This is a genomic window from Sphingomonas sp. DMC8 (assembly GCF_056314185.1).
The window spans coordinates 334,813-358,996 of sequence record NZ_JBQUYV010000001.1; the positions used below are offsets into that span (position 1 = coordinate 334,813).

A 24,184-nucleotide genomic window follows, 5' to 3' on the forward strand; every position below is an offset into this window, starting at 1 on the left:
GCGCCTCAGCGCAGCGCCAGCACCGCCGTGGTGATCGATTGCGGTTTGGCGGGCACGGTCGTCCCGGTCGCCAGCGGCACGGGTGCGGCATCGTGGCTGGCGTCCGTCACGAACAGCGCAGTCAGCCGCGCACCGCGCAGCCCCACCGCCAGCTGCCGCGGCACCGGCCCGGCATTGACATGGACGAGCACCAGCTGCCGCCCATCCGGCGACAGCGCCGCCACCGTATCGCTATCGTCGACCGGCACCAGCCGATAGCCGGGGCGGATGTGCCGGCTGAAATTCGCCATCGCCCAATATTTGCGGGTGACATGGATCGCGTGCGGCGCATCGGGAGCAGCGGTAAGATCCATCTTCACCAGCCCCCAGTTGCTGCCCTTGCCGCCCTTGGCAGTGCTCAGCGTCTCAACGGCCTGCCAGAACACCCAGGCGGAGGGTTGCAGCCGCTTCAGATCGTGTACGACATGCTCGGCAAAGGCGAGCGGCGACGCCATGCCCTCGAAATTCTCGGGATCGCCGCTGAGCGGGGTGTCGTTCTCGCTCATCCACAGCCGGATGCCGTTGGCGCGCGCGACGTCGCGCACCGCAGTCTGGTGGATGGTGCCATAGCTGTGGACGTTGATCTGCCCGATGCGGGCGCGCGTGCCGGCCGGATAGCCGGCCCAGTCGGCGAGGAAGGTGTGTGAGTTGGTCTCGTCCGGGGCGGCGATCACGGTCTCCAACTTTCGCGCCTTCAGCGCCTGGTCGGCCGCGTCGATCATCGCGGCCTGTCGCGCCGGGCTCCAGTGCGAGCCTTCCTGCGTGTTGGCGGCGAACCAATAGTCGGTGTTCGGCTCGTTGACCGGCGACAGGGTGCGGAAGCGGATGCCGTGGATGCGCTGCAATTCGGCAACCACGCGCGCCAGATAGTCGGCGAACAAGGCTTCTTTGCCGGGGCGGAGATTATCGTCGGTGCCTTTTTCGGCGCCGGAAACCTTGCCGCTGACGGTCATGAACCAGGGCGCGGAGTTGGAGAATGCCTCGAAGATCGGCGTCTTCACCCGACGACGGATCGCGTCGAGCCACCAGCGCTGGTTGGCGTCTGCCGACCAGTCCCACATGGCGGGATCCTCGGGATGCCACCACTCGGTGCCGGTCGCGCCGGCGGGGCGGCGCCAGAAGCCTGGCACATCGGCGCCGGTGCGCAGATAATGCGGCGTTTCGGGCGCGTCACCGCCGCCGATATTGTAGCGGCCGATGTTCCAGCCAAGCCCGTCGGCGCCGTAGAACAGGTCCGCCAGCTTCTCCCGCACCGGGTCCGGATAGCCGCCGGTGACATGCGCAAACCAGGCGAGGGCAGTGCCCCATCCTTCAAACACGGGGCCCGCCTGCGCAAGGTCGGGGTGCACCGCGAGCGTGACAGGACGCTCGACGGGCGCCGATGGGGCGGGCTGTGCATGGGCTGACGCTGCTGCCAGCAGCATGGGAAGAGCGAGTGCGCGGATCATGCAGCCTCCAGACGATAGAGCCCGGCACCGTGCGCGGGCAGGGCAGAAGTGATGCGGTTGCGGACCGAGCCGAGGTCGACGCCCGACCAGAGATCGCGCACCTGCACCGCGCCGGTCAGGCCTAGCAGGTTCAGATCGAAGGCGGTTTCGCCCGGCTTGTCCGCCAGATTGAACAGCGCGACATAATGGCTGCTGCCGGCGCCGCGCGCGGTCCAGACCCTGCGATCGTCGGCGACGAACCAGGGCCGGTTCTCGCTGCTCGCCTGATTGACCGCCAGCACCGCGCGGTTGGTGAGCAGGGCGCGGGTCGCACCGTCGAGGTGGCGGAGGTCGCCGCCCATGATCAGCGGTGAGCGGGCGATCGACCACAGGGTCATCAATGTCCGCTGCTCGTCCGGGGTGAATTTGGTGTCGCGGGCGCCGAGCGCCAGCCGGCCGAGCGGCAGCATGTCGGCGTCGGGCCAGCCACCGGGGCGGGCGTGGCCGCTCCAGTTCTCCAGCCGGGTGAACTGCGCCTTGAGCATCGCCCAGTCGTCCCAGAAATCGTCCGAGATGCGCCACATCTGGGCATGGGCCGCAACGTGCGCTGCGCGCGGCACAGGGGTTTCCCCTGGCGAAAGGCTGAGCAGGATCGGCCGCCCGCACGCGCGGATCGCCCGCGCTGCGGCTTCGATTTCCGGCGCGTGCGCGTCATAGGGGCGGCTCATATCGTCCATCTTGACGAAATCGACGCCCCATTCGGCCAGCAGCTTGAAAACGCTGTCATAATAGGCCTGGGCGCCAGGCTTGTGCATGTCGACGCCATACATGTCCGGGTTCCAGGGGCAGATACTGCCGGTATCTGCAATGTCGGCTGCGCGAATACCGTTCGCCCCGAGCACCGGCAGGTTGCGCTCCACCGCCAGCCTTGGAATGCCGCGCATCAGATGGACCCCGAAACGGAGCCCGAGCGCATGGACCTTTGCCGCGATCGGCGCAAAGCCGGCGCCGCCTGCTGCTGAGGGAAACCGGTTCGGGGCGGGCAACAACCGGCCATGGGCGTCCAGCGTCGGCATCGGCCTGGCGTTGTAGGTGTAGCTCGATGCCTCGGGCTCGTACCACTGAATGTCGATGGTGAAGATGTCATAGCCATAGGGCAGCAGCTCGCGTGCCTGTATCGCCGCCACCTCCAGTGCCTGTGCTTCGGTAATGGTGGTGGCAAAGCTGTTCCAGCTGTTCCAGCCCATCGGTGGTGTGGGAGCGAGTTGGGCGTTGCCGGAAGGAAGGGGCGCCGCGCTGCCCCGGGGTGCAGCAATGGCTGCAGCAAGCCCGCCCAAGGTAGCACCCGACAACAGGGTGCGCCGCCCGATTCCTCCCCGCGCTCGCGCCGTCTGGTCGGACATCATGCATCTCCCGTCGTTCGGCGCCGCAAATTTCGTTTGCGCCTATATTGTCCGACTATATCGCAGCAGTTCGACCGTCAACGCGAGAGACTGGCCTCAAGCGCGCAAGGCGATTTCGGTATCTTCATGCGCTTCCAGAATCAGTGCCACCGTCGTTGCGCGGGCGGCTGGGCCATCCCCTTCGGTGATCGCCGCAAAAAGGCTGCGGTGGAGCGGCATCGAATCGCGCAACTTATGCGCGCGACAATGCTTGAAATAGGTCGTCCAGCGCACGGCCGCGCCGATGCTGCCCGACAGGCTGACGAGCAGTTCGTTGCCAGTCGCCTCGAGGATGGCGTTGTGGAAATTCTGATCCGCGGTCTGCCCCTCCGGGCTCGCCAGACCCGCGTTTTCCATGACTTCCAGTGCATGCCCCATGCGGGCAATGTGGCGGGGCGTGCGATATTGGGCCGCCAGTTCCGCTGCTGCCGGCTCCACAATCATGCGCAGCTGGAACAGGCTCCGCACGAATTCCGGGCTGGGGGGCTCGCCTTCGAACATCCAGGCGAGGAGATCGGGATCGAGCAAATTCCAGGCTGCGCGCTCGCGCACGCGGGTTCCGGTCTTTTGCCGGCTTTCGATCAGCCCTTTGGCCGAGAGCATTCGAAGCGCTTCGCGGACGACGCTACGCGCTACCTTGCGCGTTTCGGCGAACTCCAGCTCGCCGGGTAGCAATGCGCCAGGCGCATAACGCCCGGTGACGATTGCAATGCCAATCTCCCGCGCCACCGCGCGATGCGCGGGATCGCGCTTCGGTTTTATGGCCAATCGGACCCCCTTTGCAGCCCTGTTCTGACGCTGCTTCGTGGTGATCGCAAGCTGCCCTGAACGCTTGCTAATCCACAAAAGTCTATTGTCATATAAATCAGAAACGGTATTATGTCAGACAACTGGGTGCAAACGCCGCCACAGAAGATGCGGCGTTGCCCGTGCAAAGGGGAGGTTGAAGGGATGAAATTTCTGCATCGTGATTCGCTGCTGGGTGCCTCGGTGCTCGCGCTTGCAATGGCGTCGCCGGCCATGGCGCAGCAGGCGGCTGCACCCGCACAGACGGGCGGCGCGGACGCCTCTGACGAAGTCGTTGTGACCGGTGTGCGTGCCAGCCTTCGTTCGGCACAGGCGCTGAAGCGCAATTCCGACCAGATCGTCGATTCGGTGCAGGCGCAGGACATTGGCAAGCTGCCGGACGCGAACACCGTCGAGGCGCTGCAGCGTATCACCGGTGTGCAGATCCAGCGCCGCTATGGCGAAGGGGCCACCGATTTCGACCACCGCACCCAGCCCGCGATCACCGTGCGCGGCCTGACTCAGGTGAGCAATTTCATCGACGGTCGTTCGGCGATCTCCGCTTCCGGCGGCCGCACGCTCGACCTCGAAGCGACTCCGCCGGAACTGCTTGCCGGCATCGACGTGTTCAAGAACCCGCCGGCCAGCACGATCGAGGGCGATGTCGGCGGTGTGGTCAACATCCGTACGCGCCTGCCGTTCGACCAGTCCGGTCAGCTCATCAGCTTGACCGCCAAGGGCAATTACTACGACCGCGCGGACAAGTCCGGCGGCTCGGTGTCCGGCCTCTACAGCAACCGGTTCGAGACCGGGCTGGGCGAAATGGGCATCCTGATCAATGCCAGCTACGCCAAGAGCTCCTATCGCCAGGATGCGATCCTGATCGGCGCGTTCGGCCCGATTCCGGCCGGCACGGTGATCCCGGGTGCGCCCGCCAACGCGCAGGTGCCCTATGGCGAGCAGATCTATGACGATGGCGGCGATCGCAAGCGTTTGGGTATCGCCGGTGCCTTCCAGTGGCAGATGAGCGACCGCTTCCGGCTGACGGCGCAGGCGCTCTATTCGCGCTACACCTTCTTCCGTCAGGGTAAATATTATTACTATAACAACAACGGCAATTCGGTCACCACGCCGCTTGCCGGCGCGGCCTTCACCTGGGACAGCAATGGCTATGCGACTTCCGGGTCGCTGGCCAACCAGGTGTTCGAATCGGCGCGGTTCGACCAGGATCTGACCAACACCACCGGCAACTACACGTTGAACGGCAAGTGGGACGTAACCGATCGCCTGCACATGACGTTCGACGGTCAGTATCTGAAGTCGAGCTATAATGCCGATCGCAACGGCTTCGTCATTTCGCTCTACGACCAGACCGGGCAGACGCCCTATACCGCCAAGAACCAGAGCATCGTCGATTTCGACCTGCGCGGTTCGCGTCCGGTGTGGAATGTTCGTAACCCGGCGCTGCTGTCCGACCCGAACAATTATGCCTTCACCTATATGGCCGACGCCATCCAGCGGAACGACGCCGACAACGTCTCGCTGAAATATGATATCGACTATGACGTCGAAGGCGGCTTCCTGAAGAAGCTGCATGCCGGCGCGCGCTATTCGAACAGCACGATCGACCTGCGCGGCACCTGGAACGGCTTCTGCCTGTTGCCGTCGGGCCCGAACCCGAGCTGCTCCTCGGCGAGTGGCATTCCGTTTGTGCGCGTGTCGCAGCATCCGGAACTGGCGATGAAGGGGCCGACCCCGAACTTCTTCGACAGCCGTACGCTGACCGGCGGGATCCTCTATCCCGACTTCGAGTCGGGCAGCAGCCTGTGGGACAGCCTGACCAAGACAGAGAAAGTGTTCGGGGCTACGCCGAAGAACAGCTTCTCGCCGGGTGACCTGAACCACCAGACCGAAGAAACGATCGCCGGCTATGCCATGGCCGACTATGCCAGCCGCATTGCGGGTCTGGACATCGACGGCACCGTAGGGGTCCGCGTCGTGCGCACCAACACGGGCTCGACGGGTACGATCTTCAACAGCGATGGCAGCCAGGCGCCGCTGAACGTCAGCCGCAGCTATACGAAGGCGCTGCCCAGCTTCAATCTGCGGGCGCATCTGACCGATACGCTGCAGGCGCGCTTCGCCTTCTCCAAGTCTTTCGCGCGGCCCAATTTCGACGTCATGTCGACCAACGTCTCGCTCAATCCGGCGTCGCAGAAGACCTATCAGGTCAAGGACGCGAACGGGAATGTCGTTGCCGCCTATCCGACCGGCAGCTCAGGCAATCCTTATCTGAAGCCGATCACTTCGACCAATTACGACGCGACGCTGGAATGGTATTTCACGTCGACGGGCTCGGTAACGGTCGGCGCGTTCTACAAGGACGTGAACGGCTTCCTGGCGAGCGGCACGCGCTTCGACACGTTCAACGGCGTGACCTATGCGATCGGGACCAACGTCAATACCGGCAATGGCACGGTGAAGGGCTTCGAGGCTGCGTATCAGCAGTTCTTTGATTTCCTGCCGGGCGTGCTCAAGGGCCTTGGTGTTCAGGTCAACTATACCTTCGTTGACAGCAGCGTGAGCAACCCCTTTGCGGGATCGGGCTCGAGCATCCCGAAGATGGTGCCGCTGGAGAAGCTGTCGAAGCACAACTATAATCTTGTCGGCCTGTACGAGCATGGCCCCGTCACGGCGCGTGTCGCCTGGAACTGGCGCGGCAAGTATTTCGACACGACCACGGGCAGCGGTGCCAATGGAACTACCCAGTTCCAGAAGCCCTATGCTTCGCTGGACGCTTCGATCGGGTACAATCTGAACTCGCACATCGCGATTTCGGTCGATGCGGTGAACATCACCAACCGCATGAACGTGACCTACATCGATACGCCCAGCCAGCCGCTGCAATATACGCTCAACGACCGTCGCTTCGGCTTCTCGCTGCGGGCGACCTACTAAACCCTCCCAAGTGACTGCCGGCACGGTATCGCTACCGTGCCGGTTCTTTTCTGGAGTAGTGACTCTCCGGTGCCCGCTCCGATCGACAGCTCTGGCGATGCGCCGCTTTCGCATGTCGCAATCATCGGCGGCGGTACGGCCGGCTGGATGGCGGCGGCGGCGCTGGCGCGGGTGCTGGATACGCGCCGCATCGCCATCAGCCTGGTAGAATCCGATGCGATCGGCACAGTCGGCGTCGGCGAGGCGACCATTCCCCCCATCCTGGCCTTCAACGCTCTGCTCGGCATCGACGAAGCCGCGTTCCTCCGCGCCACGCGAGGCACCTGCAAGCTGGGCATCGAGTTCGTCGACTGGCAGCGGTCCGGCAGCCGCTATTTCCATCCGTTCGGTACCTATGGCATCGATTTCGGCGCGATTCCGTTCGAGGCGCTGTGGCAGCGCGCCAGACTGGCCGGGCAGGCAGCGCCGCTCGACGCCTATTCGATCTGCGCACAGGCCGCGCGGCTCGGGCGTTTCCAGCGGCCGGACGAAGGCGCGGCGAATACGCCGCTCGCGCACATCGGCTATGCCTATCATTTCGACGCCGCGCTCTATGCCGCTCACCTCCGTGGGCTGGCAGAGAAGGCAGGCGTGGTCCGCCACGAAGGCCGCATCGAACAGGTCGCCCGACGGGCGGACGGCGCGATCGACGCCGTTGTGCTGGAAAGCGGCACCCGCATCGCCGCCGACTTCTTCATCGATTGCTCGGGCTTCCGTTCGCTGCTGCTGGGCGAGGCGCTGGGCGTCGGGTTTGAGGATTGGGGGCATTGGCTGCCCAATGACCGCGCCGTGGCGGTGCCCTGCGCGATCGGGCCGGAGGGGCTGACTCCCTATACCCGCTCCACCGCGCGCGGCGCGGGCTGGCAGTGGCGCATTCCGCTGCAGCACCGCGTGGGCAATGGCCTTGTCTATGCAAGCGCACACCTCTCCGACGACGAGGCCACGGCGCTGCTGCTGGACAGTCTGGAAGGCGAGGCGCTGGCCGAGCCCCGGTTGCTACGCTTCCGGGCAGGGCGGCGGCGGCGGTTCTGGGAGAAGAACTGCGTCGCACTGGGGCTGGCAAGCGGCTTTCTGGAGCCGCTGGAGTCGACCAGCATTCATCTGGTCCAGGCCGGCATTGCCCGGCTGCTGGAAATGCTGCCGCTGGGTGGCGGCACCCCGGCGGACATTCGCCGCTACAACCGGCTGATGGCGGCCGAGTTCGACAGCGTGCGCGACTTCCTGATCCTGCATTTCCACGCCACCGAGCGCGACGACACCCCCTATTGGCGCGCGCTGCGGACCATGGCGGTGCCCGATACGCTCGCCGAACGGATGGACATCTATCGCGCCAGCGGCCGCGTCTATCGCGAGGCCGACGAGCTGTTCAGCAAGACGAGCTGGCTGGCGGTGCTGCACGGCCAGGGCGTGCCGGCCACCGGCTATGATCCGATTGCGGATGGCATGGCGCCCGCCGAGGCACAGGCGCGGCTGGCGCGGATCGCCGAAGTGACGGGACTGGCAGCGGCACGGATGCCCGACCATGCCGATTACTTGCGGGCACGCGGCGCCATCGGGACGACAGGACAAAAGGGATGATCGGTGTGAACAAACTGGGCTTGCTCGCGGCAGTAGGAACGATGGCGCTCGCGTCGGGCATGGGGCTGGCGCAGGACGGGCCGAAGATCGGCGATCCGCCCCAGGTGCAGCCGGTGCAGGTCGATCCCCGCCGCCCGGACTGGGAGAATCCCGCAGTGTTCGCGCGCGGCAAGCTGCCCGCGAACGCCACGCACTTCGCCTATGAAAGCGTGGCGGCCGCACTGGCTGGCGACCCGGCCAAGTCGAAGCGCTATCTGTCGCTCGACGGCCAATGGCTGTTCCATTTCTCGCCTTCGTCCGATGCGGTGCCGAACGGCTTTGAAAAGCCCGGTTATGACGTATCGCGCTGGAAAAGCATCAAGGTGCCTGCCGACTGGCAGACCGAGGGCTATGACCAGGCGCGCTATTTCAACATCACTTATCCGTTCCCGGCGAACCGGCCGCTGATTCCGCACGCGACCAATCCGGTCGGCTCCTATCGCCGCGACGTGCAGCTGCCGGCCGACTGGGCGGGGCAGGATGTCGTGCTGCATATCGGCGCATCCGGTTCGGCGACGCAGGTGTGGGTGAACGGCGTCGAGGCCGGCTATTCGGAGGATTCGAAGCTTCCGTCCGAATTCGACGTGACGAAGCTGATGCATCCCGGCCGCAACACCATCGCCATCCAGATCCATCGCTGGTCGGACGGCAGCTATCTGGAAGACCAGGATTTCTGGCGCGTCTCCGGCATCGAGCGTTCGGTCTATCTGGCCGCCGTGCCCAAGGCGCGGGTGGCCGACCTGTTCGTCCATGCCGGGCTCGATTCAGCCTATAAGGACGGCAAGCTTTCGACCGAGCTGACTCTCACCGATCGCGCCGCGCCGCTCACCGCGCGGATGACGCTGCTCGACGGCGACAGGCAGGTGCTGGTGCGCGAGACGCAACTCGCCGCCGGACCGGCGCAGAAGGTGACGCTGGCCGCCGATGTGCCGGGCGTGCGCCAATGGACGGCGGAGACGCCCAATCTCTACACGCTGCTCGTCGAGCTGGTCGATGCGCAGGGCAAGGTGGTGCAGGCGACGCCGCAGCGGATCGGTTTCCGCACGGTGGAGATCAAGGACGGGCTGGTCAGCGTCAACGGCAAGCCGATCACCATCCGCGGCGTCAATCGCCACGAGCATGATCCGGAGACGTTCCACATCGTCAGCCACGCCTCGATGGAGCGCGACATCCAGCTGATGAAGCGCGCGAACATCAACGCGATCCGCACCTCGCACTATCCGAATGACCCCTATCTGTACGAGCTGGCGGATCGCTACGGCCTCTATGTGATGGACGAGGCCGATATCGAGAGCCACGGCTATATGGATTATGCCAACAAGCATGCCGAGCGCCGGGCCGAATTGCAGGTCGGCTTCGATCCGGCGTGGAAGGACGCGCATGTCTCCCGTGTCGTCAACATGGTCCAGCGCGACAAGAACCATCCGTCGGTCATCATCTGGTCGCTGGGCAACGAAGCGGGCATCGGGCCGAACTTTGCGGCGGCAGCGGCGGCGGCGCGCGCGGTCGATCCGGGCCGGCTGATCTCCTACCTCGGCTGGGGCACCTGGGACGGGATTCAGGACCACCGCCCCAACTGGTATGCCGACATCTATGCGCCGATGTACGATCCGGCGGTGAAGCTGGAGGACTATGCCACCAACTGGAACTTCAAGCAGCCGGTGATCCAGTGCGAATATGCCCATATGATGGGCAATTCGGGCGGCGACCTGAAGGATTACTGGGACACGATCTACGCCCACCCGAACAAGCTGCAGGGCGGCTTTGCGTGGGACTGGGTCGACCAGTCGATGTACCGCTATACCAAGGATGGCCGGCGCTACTGGGGCGACGGCAGCGAATATGGGCCGAACCCCGGCGGCGAGATCGAGTTCGGCGACGGCCTGCTCCAGTCGGACCGCACGCCCAATCCGCAATGGTTCGAACTGCGCAAGGTCTATGCGCCGATCCAGTTCGAGGGTTTCGATCCTGCCAGCGGCCGGCTCACCGTGCGCAACCGGCATGATTTCCGCGACCTGTCCGGTTTCACCTTCGATTGGGAAGTGCAGGAAAACGGCGTGAAGGTCGCCAGCGGTGCGCTGGCAACGCCGGATGTCGCGGCGCACGGCGCAGGCACGATCGCGCTGCCGCTCGCGGGGCTGACCCGCAAACCGGGCGCCGAATATTTCGTGACGATCCGCGCGCGCGCCAAGGCGGATGCGGTGCCGCTGGTGCCGGGCGGCACGGTGATCGGCTGGGAACAGTTCGCGCTCGATCCCGCCTATCGCGCGGCCGAAGTCTCCGCACCCAAGGGGCGGGTGACGGCGCAGGACGGGCAGGGGGCGATCACCCTGTCGGCCGGTGGCGCGACGCTGGTGGTCAACCGCGCGACCGGGCTCGTCGATCGCTACGCGGCGGGCGGCAAGACGCTGCTCAGCGGCGGCGCGCCGCATTTCTGGCGTGCGGTCACCGATAACGACATCGGCATCGGCACCGAAAAGCAGCTCGCTGCGTGGAAGGTGATGAGCGACAGCCGCACCGTCACCGGCGTGGCGGTGCGCGATCTGGGCGATGCCGGGGGCGAAGTGCAGGTGGATTATGCCATGGGTGGCGGCGCGGTGCGCTTCACCAGCGTCTATCGCATGGCCGGCGACGGATCGGTGGCCGTCGACGGGCGGTTCGTGCCCGTTTCCGGCGAGCTGCCGCCGCCCTTCCGCATCGGCCTGGCCTTCACCACGCCGGGCAGCCTGAAGACCGTCGAATGGTATGGCCGCGGGCCGCACGAAAGCTATGTCGACCGCAAGACCTCGGCACCGATCGGGCTGTGGCGCGGCGCGATTGCCGAGCAGAACCACGATTATATCCGCCCGCAGGAAACGGGTAACAAGATCGATGTCCGCTGGATGGAACTGTCGGGCGCCGGTTCGGGTCTGCGGGTGCAGGGCGACACGCCGCTGATGATGAACGCGCTGGCCTTCCCCTATGCCGATCTCGACCGGCACGAACCCGGCACCTGGAAGAGCACCGATGTGGTGCCCAAGGCGCAGGGCACGCTGCTGGTCGATGCCGCGCAATGGGGCGTCGGCGGCGACACCCAGTGGAGCGAGTTCGGCAAGCCGCTGCCGAAATATCGGACGCAGCTGGTGCCGACCAGCATCCGCTTCCGGCTGACCCCGTTCCAGGGGGAGGGTACCACCCCTGACAGGGCGGTGCGGGCCAGCGCGACCGGCGAGGAGTAAGGGGAATGGCGTTGCGCCGGTTGAGCATGATGGTGGCGGCGGTGGCGTTGGCAGGCTCGCTCGCCGCCGCCGATGTGCCGGCGCCGCGCTGGGACACGCCCGGCGATCGCAACCCGCTGATCCCCGGCTATTTTGCCGATCCGTCGATCGTCCATGACGGTGGCCGCTGGTATATCTATGCGACCATCGATCCCTGGGGGGACGACCGGCTGGGGATGTGGACGTCTGCCAACGGGCGCGACTGGACCTTCTCCACGCCCACCTGGCCGACCAAGGCGGCAGCGACCAGCTCGACTTCGGGCGATGCCAAGGTCTGGGCACCATCGGTGGTGCATGCCGCCAATGGCGCCTGGTACATGTATGTGTCGGTCGGCAGTGAAGTGTGGGTGGGCACGGCGCCGTCGCCTGCCGGGCCGTGGCGCGACGCCAATGGCGGCAAGCCGCTGATCGACAAGAATTTCGCCCCCGCCTACCACATGATCGATGCCGAGGCGTTCATCGACAGCGACGGCACCGCCTATCTCTATTGGGGATCGGGGCTCAACTGGACGAACGGCCATTGCTTCGCCGTGCGGCTGAAGCCCGACATGGTCCATTTCGACGGGCCGGTGCACGACGTGACGCCGGCGCATTATTTCGAAGGCCCGTTCATGGTGAAGGCGGGCAACCATTATGTGCTCAGCTACAGCGACGGCAAGACGACCGAGGACACGTACAAGGTCCGCTATGCGATCGGCGACACGCCGTTCGGGCCGTTCCGCGAGGGCGCCGACAGCCCGATTTTGTCGACGGACCGCGAGCGGCAGGTCATCAGCCCCGGCCATCACGCGATCTTCCGCGTCGGCGGGCAGGCCTATATCCTCTATCATCGCCAGTCGCTGCCCTGGCCGGGCAAGGGCGATGCGACGCTGCGCCAGATCGCCGTCGATCCGCTGGCCATCCATGACGACGGTACGATCGACCGGGTGACGCCCAGCCATGGCAGCAGCGTGGCGGGGTTTGCGGCGCATCGCACCACCGGCATCGCAATGACGCTGCGCGGCGCCGCTGCCGATGCGGCGCATGGGGCGGAGCGCGCGGGCGACGACAATTATGCCACGCTGTGGCGGCCCGCGCCGGATGCGGCGCCTTTGCTCGTCGCTGATCTCGGCCGCGTGCGTGCCGTGCGCGAAACCCGGCTGCGGATGGAATATGCCAATCGCGGCTATGATGTTGCGATCGAAGCCTCCGCGGACGGCACCCATTGGCGCGAGGTGGCGGCGCAAGCGGGTGCGAACGGATCGCCGATCGTGCTGCGCCATGCGGTTTCCGCCCGCTTTTTCCGGCTGCGTGTGCCCGCCGGCGCGGGCGTCTGGGAGTGGCAGATATTCTGATCGACGCGGCGACGCTACGGCAGCCGCAGAAGGCGTGATCCTGCCGCGTCGCGCGGTGGCGCGCGCGCAATTTTCTCTGCCCTCTTTCGGAACTTCGTGGGTTCGGTATGGTTCCAGCCGTGGAGAGGCTGGAACGTAAATCTGCGCATGTCCGCTCCATGCCATGGTTTCTTCATGGCAGTCACATTGGTTGATGGAAAAGAGAGTATGTGGACAAGTCTAATCGCTGCGATGCTGGTCCTGGCGCCGCAGGGTGGAGAGGGAGTCGAAGGTCGCTGGAAGACGCAGACCCATAACGCGATCGTCGAGATCCAGCGTTGCGGGCCTTCGATTTGTGGCAAGGTCGTCACGTCCGACGTGCTGCGCACCAATCCGAACCTGCGCGACGTCAAGAATTCCGACAAGCAACTTCGAACGCGCCCCTTGCGGGGCCTGCAGATACTGAGCGGCTTTTCGCCGGGCAGCAATGGCTGGACCGGCGGCAGCATCTACAATGCCGAGGACGGCCGGACTTATAGCGCCGACATCACCATGGCGGGTCCGGACCAGCTGAAGCTGCGCGGCTGCGCGCTCAAGATTTTCTGCCGCACCCAGACCTGGACGCGCGTGCGCTGAGCCGCGCGTGCGTCCCAGTATCCCCCAGCGTATTTCGAGGTAACATCATGTCGTATCAGCGTATTTTGTTCAGTGCCGGTTCGGCGCTGCCGCTCGTGCTTGCCTTTTCGGGCACGGCCCATGCCCAGGCATTCTATCTTCAGGAACAGTCGGCCCGCGGCGCCGGCCGCGCCTTTTCGGGCGAAGTTGCCGATCAGGGCGCAGCGTCGCTCTGGTGGAACCCGGCGGCGATTGCCGACGCGACCGACACCGAAGTCGTGCTGAACGCCACGGCAATTCTGCCGCGCGGCGATGTCGTCAATCGCGGCACCCAGATCATCCGGCCGGGCGGCCAGCCGGCGGCGCCGGTGGGGGGCGATGGCACCAGCCGCAATCCGATCAACAACGGCGTGCTCCCTTCGGGCGCGATTGCGGTGCCGCTGGGGCATCGGGTAGCGCTGGGGCTGGCGGTGACGTCGCCCTACAGCTTCACCACCGAATATCCCTCGACCAGCTGGGCGCGCTACAGCGCCGAGCGGACGCGGCTGCGCACGGTCGATATCCAGCCGTCGCTCGCCGTGTCGGTGACCGATTGGCTGCGCGTCGGCGCGGGCGCCAATGTCGAATATACCGATGCCAGCCTCAGCAATGCGCTGCCCAATGTGCTGGCCGTGCTGCCCGATGGTCAGCAGAGCCTGAAGGGCGATGGCTGGGATGTGGGCTGGAGCGCGGGCTTCCAGATGCATAACAGCCGGCTGACGGTGGGCTTCAGCTACAAGTCGGCGATCCACCACAAGCTGAAGGGCGACCTGGTGGTGAGCGGGCTGCTGGGGCCGCTGGCGCCGAACAATGTTTCGCTCTCGGGCGTGCGGGCCGATTTCTACACGCCGGCGCAGGAAATTGTCGGCGCGCGCTATCGCGTCACCGACCGGCTGACGCTGAACGGGCAGGTGGTCCATTACAACTGGGACAAGTTCGACGCGATCCGCTTGGGCGCGCCGGTCAACCAGGCGATCCCGGAAAATTATCGGGAGAGCTGGAGCTATGCGGCGGGCGTCGATTACGCAGCCTCGCCGAAGCTGACGCTGCGCGCCGGCGTGCAGCGGGCGCTCACCCCCACCCAGGACGGCCAGCGCGATGCGCGCGTGCCGGACTCGAACCGGTGGAATTTCGGGGTGGGCGGCACCTATGACGTGTCACGCCGCTTCTCGCTCGACGCCGCGGCCAACTATGTCGACTTCGCCAATGCGCCGATCGACCGGCCGACGCTGGCTGCGGGATCGGCGGTGCTGACCTCGGGCACGCTGCAGAATGCACGCGCGTTCGTCTTCTCGGTCGGCGGCCACGTCCACTTCTGAGGCAAGCAAAAGGGGGGCCGCCGGGGGTGTTCCCCGGCGGCCCCAGCTACGGGGGTTAGAACTTCACGCGGACATCGACGATGAAGGCGCGCGGCGGCAGATAGCTGAACTGGTCGCTCTGGCCGTAGCCGCTCTGGTAGGTCGTGCCGTTGATGGTAGTGGTCGGGGCACCCGACGAGCTGTTCGCGATCGATGTCACCGCGCGGCTGTTGAACACGTTCGACACGGTGGCACCGATGCGGAAGCGCTTGCCGATATCCTGGCTGATCGCTGCTTCGCCGATGCTGTACGGCTTGATGCGATAGAGGCGCAGGCCCGGAAGACCGTTATACTCGGTCGCATATTGCGGGCCGGTATATTTCTGGTTGAACGACAGGCGGAAGCCGTTCCGGTGATAGGCGAAGCCCAGGGTGCCGGTAGAGAAAGGCGCCTTGGCGATCTGTGCGCCGGTCGAGACGTTCTGCGCATAGTTGTACGATGCGTTGGCGAACAGCGACAGGCCGGTCAGCGGCATCACGCTCGCCTGGCCTTCAACGCCCTTATAGTGGACCTGGCCGATATTGATGAGCAGCGTCGTGTCGCAGCCCACCGCCGTGCAGGTGCCGATCTTGTTGTTCACATTGATGATGTAGCCGTCGAAATCGAGCGACACCTTCTGGCCGTGCCACACGGTGCCGACCTGATAGTTGGTGGTGGTCTGCGGCTTCAGCGCATCGAGCGACGACGAAAGCGAGCTCGAGGCCGAATAGAAGCTCGACAGATCGGGCACATACATGCCCTGCGCATATTGGGCGTAGAAGGCCCAGTTGCGCATCACCTGCCAGTTGGCGGTCAGGAACGGCAGCGTCTTGGTCCAGGTGGCGCTGGTGTCGAGCGGGCTGCGGGTCTTCTGGTTCAGCGCCGCATCGACGCCGCGGTTGAAATGGACATATTTGATGCCCGGCGTGATCGACACGCCGTCCATCGGCCGGAACTCGAATTCGCCGAACAGCTGATACTGGTCCCAATTGGAATGCTGGACGAAGTTGATGTTCGCCTGCGAGATCGATGGCAGCGCGTTGGCGGCGGCGGTGCCGCTGCCGTTGTTGAACTTCTCGTTATAGCTCGGCAGGCCGGTGGTGCGGTCGAGATCGAAATTGTGGCGATCGGTGGCCGAATGCTCGTACCAGCCGCCGACGCGGATCTTGCCGAGCGCGAAGGTATAGTCGATCTGGCCGATATAGCCGAGCACGCGATATTTGTTGAGCTTGTTATAGCCGAGAATGTCGTTGGCATTGGCCGGATTGGTCACTGCCTTGTAGGGCGATGCCGGCGTACCGGCGCCGCTGAAGCCCGTGATGACAGTGCCGGTATTACCCGACATCGTGTTGTTGGTGTAGCCGTACATGTACACGCGATTGTCCATCGCGAAGCCCGAGCCGAGATTGCTCTGCAGGCGCAGGTAGGAGAAATCGGTGGTCTTGTCGGTGCGGTTGTACTTCCAATAGTCCATCGAGTTCGGGTTGTTGCTCAGCCCGTAATTCTTGCCCCAGATGCCGACCTGCGAGTTGGCGGCGCAATTTTCACCGGTCAGCTGGGTAAGCGGCTGACCGTCCGGGCCCAAAGCCGCCTTGGAGAAAGTGCCCGATCCCATGGTCGCGCTGCCGCAGGTGGCGCCCTTCAGCACGTCCGACTGGTAATAGAAGTTGCGGTTATAGGTGCTCATCACGGTCAGCGTGTTGGCCGTGCCGATGGGGATCACGCCCTTGGCATAGAGGTTCTTCGAACCGACCTGCGAATAGCTGAGCGCACCGTCCGAGGTGAGATACTGGCCGGTCACGACGAAGCGGGCGCCGCCCAGCTTGTCGATCGTGCCGGTCTGCAGCTCGGCGCGGCCCATGAAAGTGTTCCAGTTGCCCAGAATCGCTTCGACCTGGCCGCCGCCCTGTTCGGTCGCGGCGCGCGAATAGAGGTTGATGTTGCCGCCATAGCTGGCCTGGCCCAGCTGGCTGGCATTGCCCGGGCCGCGATCGACCACCGCGGTCTCGATCGTGTTCGACGGGAAAAAGGCCGTCGAATGGTGCGTCGGGTTGTTGGTGTCGGCAAACGGGATCGAGTCGTAGGTGACGTTATATTCGCCGTCCTGGAAACCGCGGATCGTCACCTTGCTCTCGGAAAGGCCCACACCGTTGTTATTGCCCGACACCGAGACGCTGGGGGACAGCGCGACCAGCTCGTTGAAATCGGCTGCCGGCATGGTGGTGTCGATATAATCGCGGCTGATTGCCGACTGCGGCTGGGTGGTGGTGAGCGAGGCGGTGAGCGGCGCGCCGGCAGCGGTACGCGAACCGATCACGAGCACGTCGGAAGAGGTCAGCGACTGCTTGTCGTTCGCCTGACCGGCCTGGTTGGCGCTGGTCGACTGATCTGCGTCCTGGGCTTGGGCGATGGTGGGGAACGCAAGCGCGCCCGTACCGACAGCCGCCAGCAGCGCGGCGCGAAGTGCGATGGTTTTCATGATCTTCCTCGTTGGCTGATTGCGTTGGGGGTCTTGCCGGTCCGCTGCGCGCAGTGCCGCAGCGCGCATGGCGGGCATGCGCGACAGGGCTGGGCGCACCGCGCACGCGGACGCCGCCAGAAGTTGGCGTTGAACAATGGAATCCCCTTTGACCCCGGAGCGACCTGCAGCACGGTTCCGCACCGCTGCTCCCGGATTTTCCGCTAGGTCCGGCGCATGACGGATCTGTGACTCCGGGGTGTTCGCGGCTGCGGAATCAGCCAACATTGCAAACTTAGAATGTTCGGATCATTCCGCTGTCACATCGCCGTTGTGATAGCAAAATGCCGCGCATTTCCTGTGCGCGCTGCTTTCATGATGGGACGAATTCTCGATGCGTCGCTGGCACAAGATGCTTGCCCCCTGGTTCGCGCTGCTCCTCTTCCTGCTCGCCCTGACCGGCGTTGCCACTCAGGCGACGTCGCTGCTCGATGTGCGCACCAAGCCTGCCGCCGCTGCGGTCGAGGCAAAGCCGCACAAGCATGGCGACGGAGATGCAGCGGCGGCCGCGCCACGCGAGAAGCGCAGCGCGATGGGCGGATGGAACCACTGGATCAAGAAGCTGCATTCGGGCGAAGCGCTGGGGCCGGTGGGCATTGCGCTCAATCTTCTCGGCGGAACGGCGCTGCTGTTCTTCGCCTGCTCGGGCTTCTGGATGTATCTGTCGATGTGGCTCAGGCAGCGGCGGGGCCGGCGACTGCGGGCGCGCTGATCGCGTCGTTCGCGGGAATGCGCACCCGGACTTCGAGCCCGGGTGCCGCATCTGCCAGATCGAGCTGGCCGCGGTGGAAGCGCACGATCGCCTGGGCAATGGCGAGGCCCAGCCCGCTGCCGCGCGCGCCTGAGGCTGCCGTGCCACGCTCAAAAGGTTGCTTGACGCGCGTCAGATCGCCCAGCGGCAGGCCGGGTCCATCATCGCGAATGGTGATGACGGCCCCGTCGGAGTCGCGTTCGAGTGACAGCCGCGCGCAGGTGCCGGCGGGGGTATGCGTCGCGACATTTTCCAGCAGATTGACCAGCAGCTGATTGATCAGGTCTGCATCGCCGGTGATGGTCACATCGTCGAGGCGGCCGACTTCCAGCCGTCCGCCATGGTCTGCGAGCACCGGCTCCATCGTATCCGCGACATCTTCCAGCAGCGGCCGCAGCGACAGCGCCGCCATGGCGGAGGGGTGCCGGCCCGTCTCGATTTCGGCCAGGCGCAACAGCGCGTCGAAGATCGCGATGATCGAGGCACATTCGCGTTCCGCCCGCTCGAACATGCTGGCGAACACCGGGTCGCCATCGGCCGAACCCTGCGCCAGCAGCGTGCGCAGCCGGGTGAGCGGTGTGCGCAGGTCATGCGCGAGATTGCTGGAGAAGAGCCGCTGGGTGCGCACCAGATCCTCCATGCGGTCCAGCATCCGGTTGAGGCTCTGCGCCTGTACGGCGAACATGCCGTCCAGCCGGTCTGTGGGAATGCGGCGGCTCAGGTCGCCTCCGGCAATCGCATCGGCGGCATCCTGTGTCTCCGCCAGCCGCCGCGCGGTGAGGCGGGCAAACAAGAGCGTGGCCGAAACCCCCATCACCATGGCTGCAAGCGAAATGGCGAGCACCACGCGCGGCAACAATGCGTGCAGGCTCGCCGCCGCTTCGCTGTGCTGGACGATGACGAACAGGCTGCCGCTAGGCAGCCGCGTCGCGATGGCACGGCCGGTCTGCGGCGTGCGCGAGCCGCCATAGAAGCTGACATCGGAAAAGCCCTCGGGCGGGGGCGTGATGTCCAGCCGGCCGGCGATACGGCGCCCGCTGCGGTCGAACAGCACATAGGTCCGCTCGCTCAGCACCTTGCGTTGCTGCCAGTCGAGAATCTTGGCACTCAGCGTGGCGTCGTCCACGCGGCTGCCGTCGCCCGGCTTCAGATATTTGGCGGTGTGGTAGCGCAGCGACGTGTCGATCCGGCTGGAGACCCACGCATCGGCAACGCTGAAGGCGACCATGCCGATGGCGATCATCGCCAGCGCGAAGGCGATGCCGACCTGCACTGCCAGCCGCCCGACGCCCCGATTTCGCGAGGAAAGCCGGGCGATCAGACGCATCGTTCGGATCGCAGGATATAGCCGGCGCCTCGTTGCGTCTCGATCGGATCGCAGCCCAGGCCGAGCAGGGCGGTACGCAGCCGGCTCATATTGCTTTCGACGATGTTGGTGGTCGGCGAGAAGGAATAGGACCAGACGCCTTCCAACAGCATTGAGCGCGTGACGAGGCGATCGGCGTTGCACATCAGATGGGCCAGCAGCGAATATTGCTTGCGGTTGAGCACCACTGCCGCGTCGCGGAAGATTGCGCGGTGGCTGCTGGGGTCCAGCCGCAGCTGCCCCACTTCGATCTGCGCCGGTTCGCTGCGTGGCGCGTTGCGGCGGGCGATGGCGTGAAGCCGTGCCGCCAGTTCGTCGATGTCGAACGGCTTGGCGAGATAATCATCGGCGCCGACCTGCAGCCCCTCGACACGGTCCTTCACCGATCCCAACGCACTCAGCATCAATACCGGCACGCCGTTCCCCTGACCGCGTAACTGGTCGAGCACCGCCAGCCCGTTGACGTCGGGCAGCAGCCGGTCGAGCACGATCGCGTCATGCTGGCGATGCTCCAGCGCATACAGCGCATCGGCACCGGTTTGCACCAGCGTCGTATCATGCCCGCGCTGGCCCAGGCCTGCGACGATATGCTCCGCGATGACCGGATCGTCTTCGACTATCAGGAAATGCAAGGTGCCGCTCCCTATCCGGCGCGATGCTTGCGGCGGGGGTGTGACAAACGAATGTCAGTTCCGTGTAGGTTGGAAGACGCCGCAACGCCGGTTCTTCCCGGAAGCCTCGCCATGGCGTAGGCCAATGATTGCGTATGGGACACAAGAGGGAAGCGGTGGGAAGACGGGGGCGGCCGGCGCGCGGCGCGACCATTATCGATGTAGCGGCCCGCGCGGGCGTGTCTGCGATGACGGTTTCCCGCGTCATCAATCGCCGCAGCGGCGTGAGCGAAGAGACGCGCGCAGCGGTGGAAAGCGCAATCGCCGCGCTGTCATACACCCCCAATGCCGCTGCGCGCAGCCTGGTAACGGCGGCGGAGCTGCGGATCGGCGTGGTGTATTCCAATCCCAGTGCCGCTTTCATGAGCGAGTTCCTGACCGGCGTGTTCGAGGAAGCATCGATCCGCGGCGCGCGGCTGGTGCTGCTAAAGGGGGAGGGCGGCCACCCGCCGAGCGAGGCGGAACTGGTGAAGTTCGCGAGTGCGGGCCTCTCCGGCATCATCCTCGCGCCGCCGCTGGGGGAATCGCGCGCCGTGCTGGCGGCACTGCGGCCGGCGGGCGTGCCGATGGCCGCCGTTGCAGCCTATAAGGTGCCGGGGGCAACCTGCGTCCGCATCGACGACCATCGCGCCGCCTATGAAATGACGCGCCACCTGCTCGAGCTGGGGCATCGCCGGCTGGGGTTCATTGTCGGCAATCCCGATCAGGCGGCCAGCGCCGAACGCATGGCCGGATTCTACGAAGCGGTACGCGAAGTCGCCGATGTTGAAGTGAAGGTGGCGCAGGGCGATTTCAGCTATGCCTCCGGCCTGGTGGCGGGCGAGCAACTGCTCGACGGCCCGGCGCCCCCCACGGCCATCTTTGCCAGCAACGACGATATGGCGGCCGCCGTGGTGTCGGTTGCGCATCGGCGCCAGCTCGACGTGCCGCGCCAGCTTACCGTCGTCGGCTATGACGATACCACGGCCGCAGTCACCTTGTGGCCACCGCTCACCACCGTGCACCAGCCACTGCGCCGGCTGGCTGCCGAAGCGCTGGCGCTGGTGGCGAGCGACGTGGAACTGGCGCGCGGCAAGCACCGGCCGCGCGTGCTGGAATATAGCATCGTGCGGCGCAGTTCGACGGCGTCGCCACCGGAAAATCAGTCGCCCGACGCTTCGTAGCGGAACCAGGCGAAATCGGCATGGACGCCGGCGCCGGCCATGTCCTGACACGCCATGCCGACAAAGGCGCCGGTGAAATTGGGCAGGCCGGGCAGCGTCACTTCGTCCGACAGAATGCTGGCGTCGAGCGGCAGGCCTGCCGGTTGCCATTCCGTCATGTTCGCCCCGCGCCAGGCGAAGTGCAGCGCTGCCTCGTCAACTACGACGCGCAACTCTATCGGGCCGTCCGGCAGCGTGTCGGCAATCACCGTGCCGGTGCAGCCATGCGCCGGATCGGCCGAAAGCAAGGCGAGCTGCCGCACGCCGCCATCGTCGGTGGTGACATGGAGATAATGGAATTTCGTGCTGTTATAATAACAGACCAGCCCCGCCGCCTGCTGGAAATTGGCGGGGGCGAACTCCATCCGGGTGGTGGCGGTATAGCGGAAATCGCTCTGGCGGCGGGCGACCAGCGCCTGTTCGAAATGGCTGCCGATCGTTTCCCGGCCGAACAGGCGCAGCCAGCCGGGGCGTGCGGAAAGGCTGAACAGCCGCTCGGGGCGGGGCGTGCGCAGCCATTGAAGGTCGACCGGAAGATCGCCCGCGGTGAAGCTGCCGTCCCAGGCGGCATCGGGCCAGGGCGCGGGCGAGAGCGGCGGCAGGGGCGGGGCGGGATCGGGCCGGCCGCTGCCGTCCAGCGTGCGAAGCCAGCCATCCTCGCCCCAGCGCATCGGCTGGATCGCGGTTTCCCGCCCCAGCACGCAGCGCTCACGTCCCCGCAAGGGGCGGCCGCACAGATAGGCAAGCCAGGGCGTGCCATCGGCCAGCGTGACCAGATCGCCATGGCCGGCGCGGGTGATGGCGCCCGCGCGCGCGCCTTCCGCGCTAAGCACGGCGCCTTCCGGGTGGACGGTATAGGGACCGAACAGGTCGCGCGACCGTGCCATCACCACGGCATGTTCCCAGCCCGTGCCGCCTTCCGCCACCAGCAGATGGTACCAGCCATCGCGCTTGTAGAGATGCGGCCCCTCGGTGAAGCCGCGCTCGGTTCCGGCGAAGAGCATCCGCCGCTCGCCCACCAGTTGCAGCGTGGTACGATCGAGCTCCTGCGCGACGATGCCCGCGAAGCGCTGGCGATCGGGGCGGTGGTCCCAAAGCATGTTGAGCAGCCAGCTACGGCCGTCATCGTCATGGAACAGCGCGGGGTCGAACCCGCTGCTGTTCAGCGGTACGGGATCGGACCAGTCGCCGTCGATCCGGTCGGCGGTCACCAGATAATTGTGGAAGTCGCGGAGGGACGCGCCATGCGCGCCGTTCACCGTCGTCTGCCCGTAGCGCTTCACATCGGTATAGACGAGCCAGAAGCGGCCGTCCTGATAGGTCAGGTCCGGTGCCCAGACGCCGCAGGAATCGGGATTTCCGCGCATGTCGAGCTGGCTCGCGCGGCACAGCGGGCGCGCGGCGAGGCGCCAGTGGACCAGATCGCGGCTGTGGTGGATCTGCACGCCGGGGAACCATTCGAAGGTCGAAGTGGCGAGGAAGAAATCCTCGCCGACGCGGACCAGCGACGGATCGGGGTTGAACCCGCGCAGCACGGGATTGCGGAAATGGGTCATGCGGGCTTGCGTACCAGGGTCCAGAGAAGCAGGGCGCCGAGCAGATCGAGCACGCCGAGCAGGAGAAAGAAGGGGCCATAGCCGACCCGGTCGACGAGTCCGCCGAGCAGCAGCGAAAAGACCAGCACGCCCAGATTGCCGGCAAGGCCCGCCAGCCCCGCAGCGGTCGCCACTTCGTTGCGGCGGAACAGGTCGGAGGCCATGGTGATGACGGTCACCGAGAGCGTCTGGTGCGCGAAGCCGCCCAGACAGAGCAGGGCGATTGCCGCATAGGGACTGGTGACGATGCCGACGAACGCCATGCCGGTCATCATCACCGCGCCCAGCGTGAAGGCGCCGCGCCGGGCATCCACCAGCGCCACGCCGCGACGCTGCAGAAAGGCGGCGACGGCGGGGCCGAACAGGCAGCCCAGATCCGCCGCAAGGAAAGGCAGCCAGGCGAACAGGGCGATCTGGCCCAAGTCGAAATGGCGCACCCGGGCGAGATAGAGTGGCATCCAGAAGGACAGCATGCCCCATACCGGGTCGGCGAGCATGCGCGGCAGGGCAATGCCCCACAGGTCGCGGCGACGGAGCAGCCCGAGGATTGCCGGGCGCCCCCCATCCGCAGTCAGGCGTGCCTCCTGCCCCGCGGCGATATAGGCGCGCTCTGCTTCTCCCAGACGGGGATGGCGCCCGGGCGGCCGATACCAGAAAAACCACAGCAGCGCCCAGACAAGGCCGATGCCGCCCGCGACCAGAAAGGCCAGCCGCCAGCTTTGCGTCAGCACCGCCCAGGCCACGAGCGGCGGGGCGAGGATCGCGCCGAACGATGCGCCGATATTGTATATGCCGCCCGCCACGCCGCGCTCGCGCGCCGGAAACCATTCGGCGACCAGCTTCTGCCCGGCGGGCTGCGCCGACCCTTCGGCCAGACCCAATACACCGCGGAGCGCCGCAAAACTGATCCAGCCGCTGGCAAAGACATGGGCCATGGTCAGCAGCGACCAGACGCCGACACAGATCGCGAAGCCCAGCCGCAGACCGGCGCCGTCGAGCAGATAGCCGGCAAGCGGCTGGAACATCACGCCCAGCTGAAACGCGCCGGTGATCCAGCCATATTGCTCGCTGCTGATCGCCTGCTCGGCCAGAATCAGGGGCGCCGCCACGCCCAGCACGGCCCTTGCAAGATAGTTGATGACCATCGCCCCGACGAAGAGCGCGATGATCGTCCAACGGAGATGGGGGATGCCAAAGCGGCGCAAGGCGTAC

General features: G+C 65.8%; 16 protein-coding genes. 8 read left to right on the forward strand and 8 right to left on the reverse strand.

The annotated features are described in order from the left end of the window. Positions 1–5 precede the first annotated feature (5 nt). The 3 genes from ACT53K_RS01615 to ACT53K_RS01625 form a co-directional block, all read right to left on the reverse strand. Complete coding sequence (locus ACT53K_RS01615) at positions 6–1,487, reverse strand: glycoside hydrolase (protein WP_476226779.1); 1,482 nt, start codon at positions 1,485–1,487, stop codon at positions 6–8. After that, positions 1,484–2,869, reverse strand: coding sequence for a glycoside hydrolase family 27 protein (locus ACT53K_RS01620; protein ID WP_476226780.1), 1,386 nt, complete (start codon positions 2,867–2,869; stop codon positions 1,484–1,486). The genes ACT53K_RS01615 and ACT53K_RS01620 overlap by 4 nt, the downstream gene beginning before the upstream one ends. A 96-nt stretch (positions 2,870–2,965) precedes the next feature. Continuing rightward, complete coding sequence (locus tag ACT53K_RS01625; protein ID WP_476226781.1) at positions 2,966–3,676, reverse strand: FadR/GntR family transcriptional regulator; 711 nt, start codon at positions 3,674–3,676, stop codon at positions 2,966–2,968. Positions 3,677–3,859: 183 nt separating this feature from the next. Here ACT53K_RS01625 and ACT53K_RS01630 point away from each other — a divergent pair, with 183 nt between their 5' ends. The 6 genes from ACT53K_RS01630 (at position 3,860) to ACT53K_RS01655 (ending at position 14,851) form a co-directional block, all read left to right on the forward strand. Continuing rightward, entirely contained in the window at positions 3,860–6,652 is a 2,793-nt protein-coding gene (locus tag ACT53K_RS01630) for a TonB-dependent receptor (protein WP_476226782.1), read from the forward strand. A 69-nt stretch (positions 6,653–6,721) separates the two neighbouring features. Continuing rightward, entirely contained in the window at positions 6,722–8,269 is a 1,548-nt protein-coding gene (locus tag ACT53K_RS01635) for a tryptophan halogenase family protein (protein WP_476226783.1), read from the forward strand. Then, positions 8,266–11,526 carry a glycoside hydrolase family 2 TIM barrel-domain containing protein gene (locus tag ACT53K_RS01640; RefSeq protein ID WP_476226784.1) on the forward strand — a complete coding sequence of 1,087 codons (3,261 nt, stop codon included), beginning with the start codon at positions 8,266–8,268 and terminating at the stop codon, positions 11,524–11,526. The genes ACT53K_RS01635 and ACT53K_RS01640 overlap by 4 nt, the downstream gene beginning before the upstream one ends. Positions 11,527–11,531: 5 nt before the next feature. Beyond that, positions 11,532–12,899: a family 43 glycosylhydrolase gene (locus ACT53K_RS01645; protein ID WP_476226785.1), complete on the forward strand. Its 1,368-nt coding sequence runs from the start codon at positions 11,532–11,534 to the stop codon at positions 12,897–12,899. A gap of 207 nt (positions 12,900–13,106) precedes the next feature. Beyond that, complete coding sequence (locus ACT53K_RS01650) at positions 13,107–13,514, forward strand: DUF2147 domain-containing protein (protein WP_476226786.1); 408 nt, start codon at positions 13,107–13,109, stop codon at positions 13,512–13,514. Between the two features lie 47 nt (positions 13,515–13,561). Next, entirely contained in the window at positions 13,562–14,851 is a 1,290-nt protein-coding gene (locus ACT53K_RS01655) for an OmpP1/FadL family transporter (protein WP_476226787.1), read from the forward strand. A gap of 55 nt (positions 14,852–14,906) precedes the next feature. Here ACT53K_RS01655 and ACT53K_RS01660 read toward each other — a convergent pair whose 3' ends face one another. Beyond that, positions 14,907–17,348, reverse strand: a complete 2,442-nt coding sequence (locus tag ACT53K_RS01660) for a TonB-dependent receptor (RefSeq protein ID WP_476226788.1) — start codon at positions 17,346–17,348, stop codon at positions 14,907–14,909. A gap of 373 nt (positions 17,349–17,721) precedes the next feature. On the opposite strand from ACT53K_RS01660, the gene ACT53K_RS01665 reads away from it, so the two are divergent. Further along, positions 17,722–18,099 (forward strand): PepSY domain-containing protein, encoded by a 378-nt coding sequence (locus tag ACT53K_RS01665; RefSeq protein ID WP_476226789.1) that lies wholly within the window; start codon positions 17,722–17,724, stop codon positions 18,097–18,099. Here the strand turns inward: ACT53K_RS01665 and ACT53K_RS01670 are convergent. Then, positions 18,062–19,465, reverse strand: a complete 1,404-nt coding sequence (locus ACT53K_RS01670) for a sensor histidine kinase (protein WP_476226790.1) — start codon at positions 19,463–19,465, stop codon at positions 18,062–18,064. The genes ACT53K_RS01665 and ACT53K_RS01670 overlap by 38 nt on opposite strands. Next, complete coding sequence (locus tag ACT53K_RS01675) at positions 19,456–20,136, reverse strand: response regulator transcription factor (RefSeq protein ID WP_476226791.1); 681 nt, start codon at positions 20,134–20,136, stop codon at positions 19,456–19,458. The genes ACT53K_RS01670 and ACT53K_RS01675 overlap by 10 nt, the downstream gene beginning before the upstream one ends. Before the next feature lie 134 nt (positions 20,137–20,270). Between ACT53K_RS01675 and ACT53K_RS01680 the strand changes: the two genes are divergently transcribed. Next, entirely contained in the window at positions 20,271–21,338 is a 1,068-nt protein-coding gene (locus ACT53K_RS01680; RefSeq protein WP_476226792.1) for a LacI family DNA-binding transcriptional regulator, read from the forward strand. On the opposite strand, the gene ACT53K_RS01685 is transcribed toward ACT53K_RS01680, so the two are convergent. Beyond that, complete coding sequence (locus ACT53K_RS01685) at positions 21,317–22,933, reverse strand: glycoside hydrolase family 43 protein (RefSeq protein WP_476226793.1); 1,617 nt, start codon at positions 22,931–22,933, stop codon at positions 21,317–21,319. The genes ACT53K_RS01680 and ACT53K_RS01685 overlap by 22 nt on opposite strands. After that, positions 22,930–24,177, reverse strand: coding sequence for an MFS transporter (locus tag ACT53K_RS01690; RefSeq protein WP_476226794.1), 1,248 nt, complete (start codon positions 24,175–24,177; stop codon positions 22,930–22,932). Before ACT53K_RS01690 ends, ACT53K_RS01685 begins: the two co-directional genes overlap by 4 nt. Positions 24,178–24,184 lie beyond the last annotated feature (7 nt).

Excerpts from the sequence above, each read along its gene's own strand:
- ACT53K_RS01615 (WP_476226779.1), bottom strand. The coding sequence starts at position 1,487 with ATGATCCGCGCACTCGCTCTTCCCATGCTGCTGGCAGCAGCGTCAGCC.
- ACT53K_RS01620 (WP_476226780.1), bottom strand. The coding sequence starts at position 2,869 with ATGTCCGACCAGACGGCGCGAGCGCGGGGAGGAATCGGGCGGCGCACC.
- ACT53K_RS01630 (WP_476226782.1), top strand. The coding sequence starts at position 3,860 with ATGAAATTTCTGCATCGTGATTCGCTGCTGGGTGCCTCGGTGCTCGCG.
- ACT53K_RS01640 (WP_476226784.1), top strand. The coding sequence starts at position 8,266 with ATGATCGGTGTGAACAAACTGGGCTTGCTCGCGGCAGTAGGAACGATG.
- ACT53K_RS01645 (WP_476226785.1), top strand. The coding sequence starts at position 11,532 with ATGGCGTTGCGCCGGTTGAGCATGATGGTGGCGGCGGTGGCGTTGGCA.
- ACT53K_RS01650 (WP_476226786.1), top strand. The coding sequence starts at position 13,107 with ATGTGGACAAGTCTAATCGCTGCGATGCTGGTCCTGGCGCCGCAGGGT.
- ACT53K_RS01655 (WP_476226787.1), top strand. The coding sequence starts at position 13,562 with ATGTCGTATCAGCGTATTTTGTTCAGTGCCGGTTCGGCGCTGCCGCTC.
- ACT53K_RS01660 (WP_476226788.1), bottom strand. The coding sequence starts at position 17,348 with ATGAAAACCATCGCACTTCGCGCCGCGCTGCTGGCGGCTGTCGGTACG.
- ACT53K_RS01665 (WP_476226789.1), top strand. The coding sequence starts at position 17,722 with ATGCGTCGCTGGCACAAGATGCTTGCCCCCTGGTTCGCGCTGCTCCTC.
- ACT53K_RS01670 (WP_476226790.1), bottom strand. The coding sequence starts at position 19,465 with ATGCGTCTGATCGCCCGGCTTTCCTCGCGAAATCGGGGCGTCGGGCGG.
- ACT53K_RS01680 (WP_476226792.1), top strand. The coding sequence starts at position 20,271 with ATGGGACACAAGAGGGAAGCGGTGGGAAGACGGGGGCGGCCGGCGCGC.
- ACT53K_RS01685 (WP_476226793.1), bottom strand. The coding sequence starts at position 22,933 with ATGACCCATTTCCGCAATCCCGTGCTGCGCGGGTTCAACCCCGATCCG.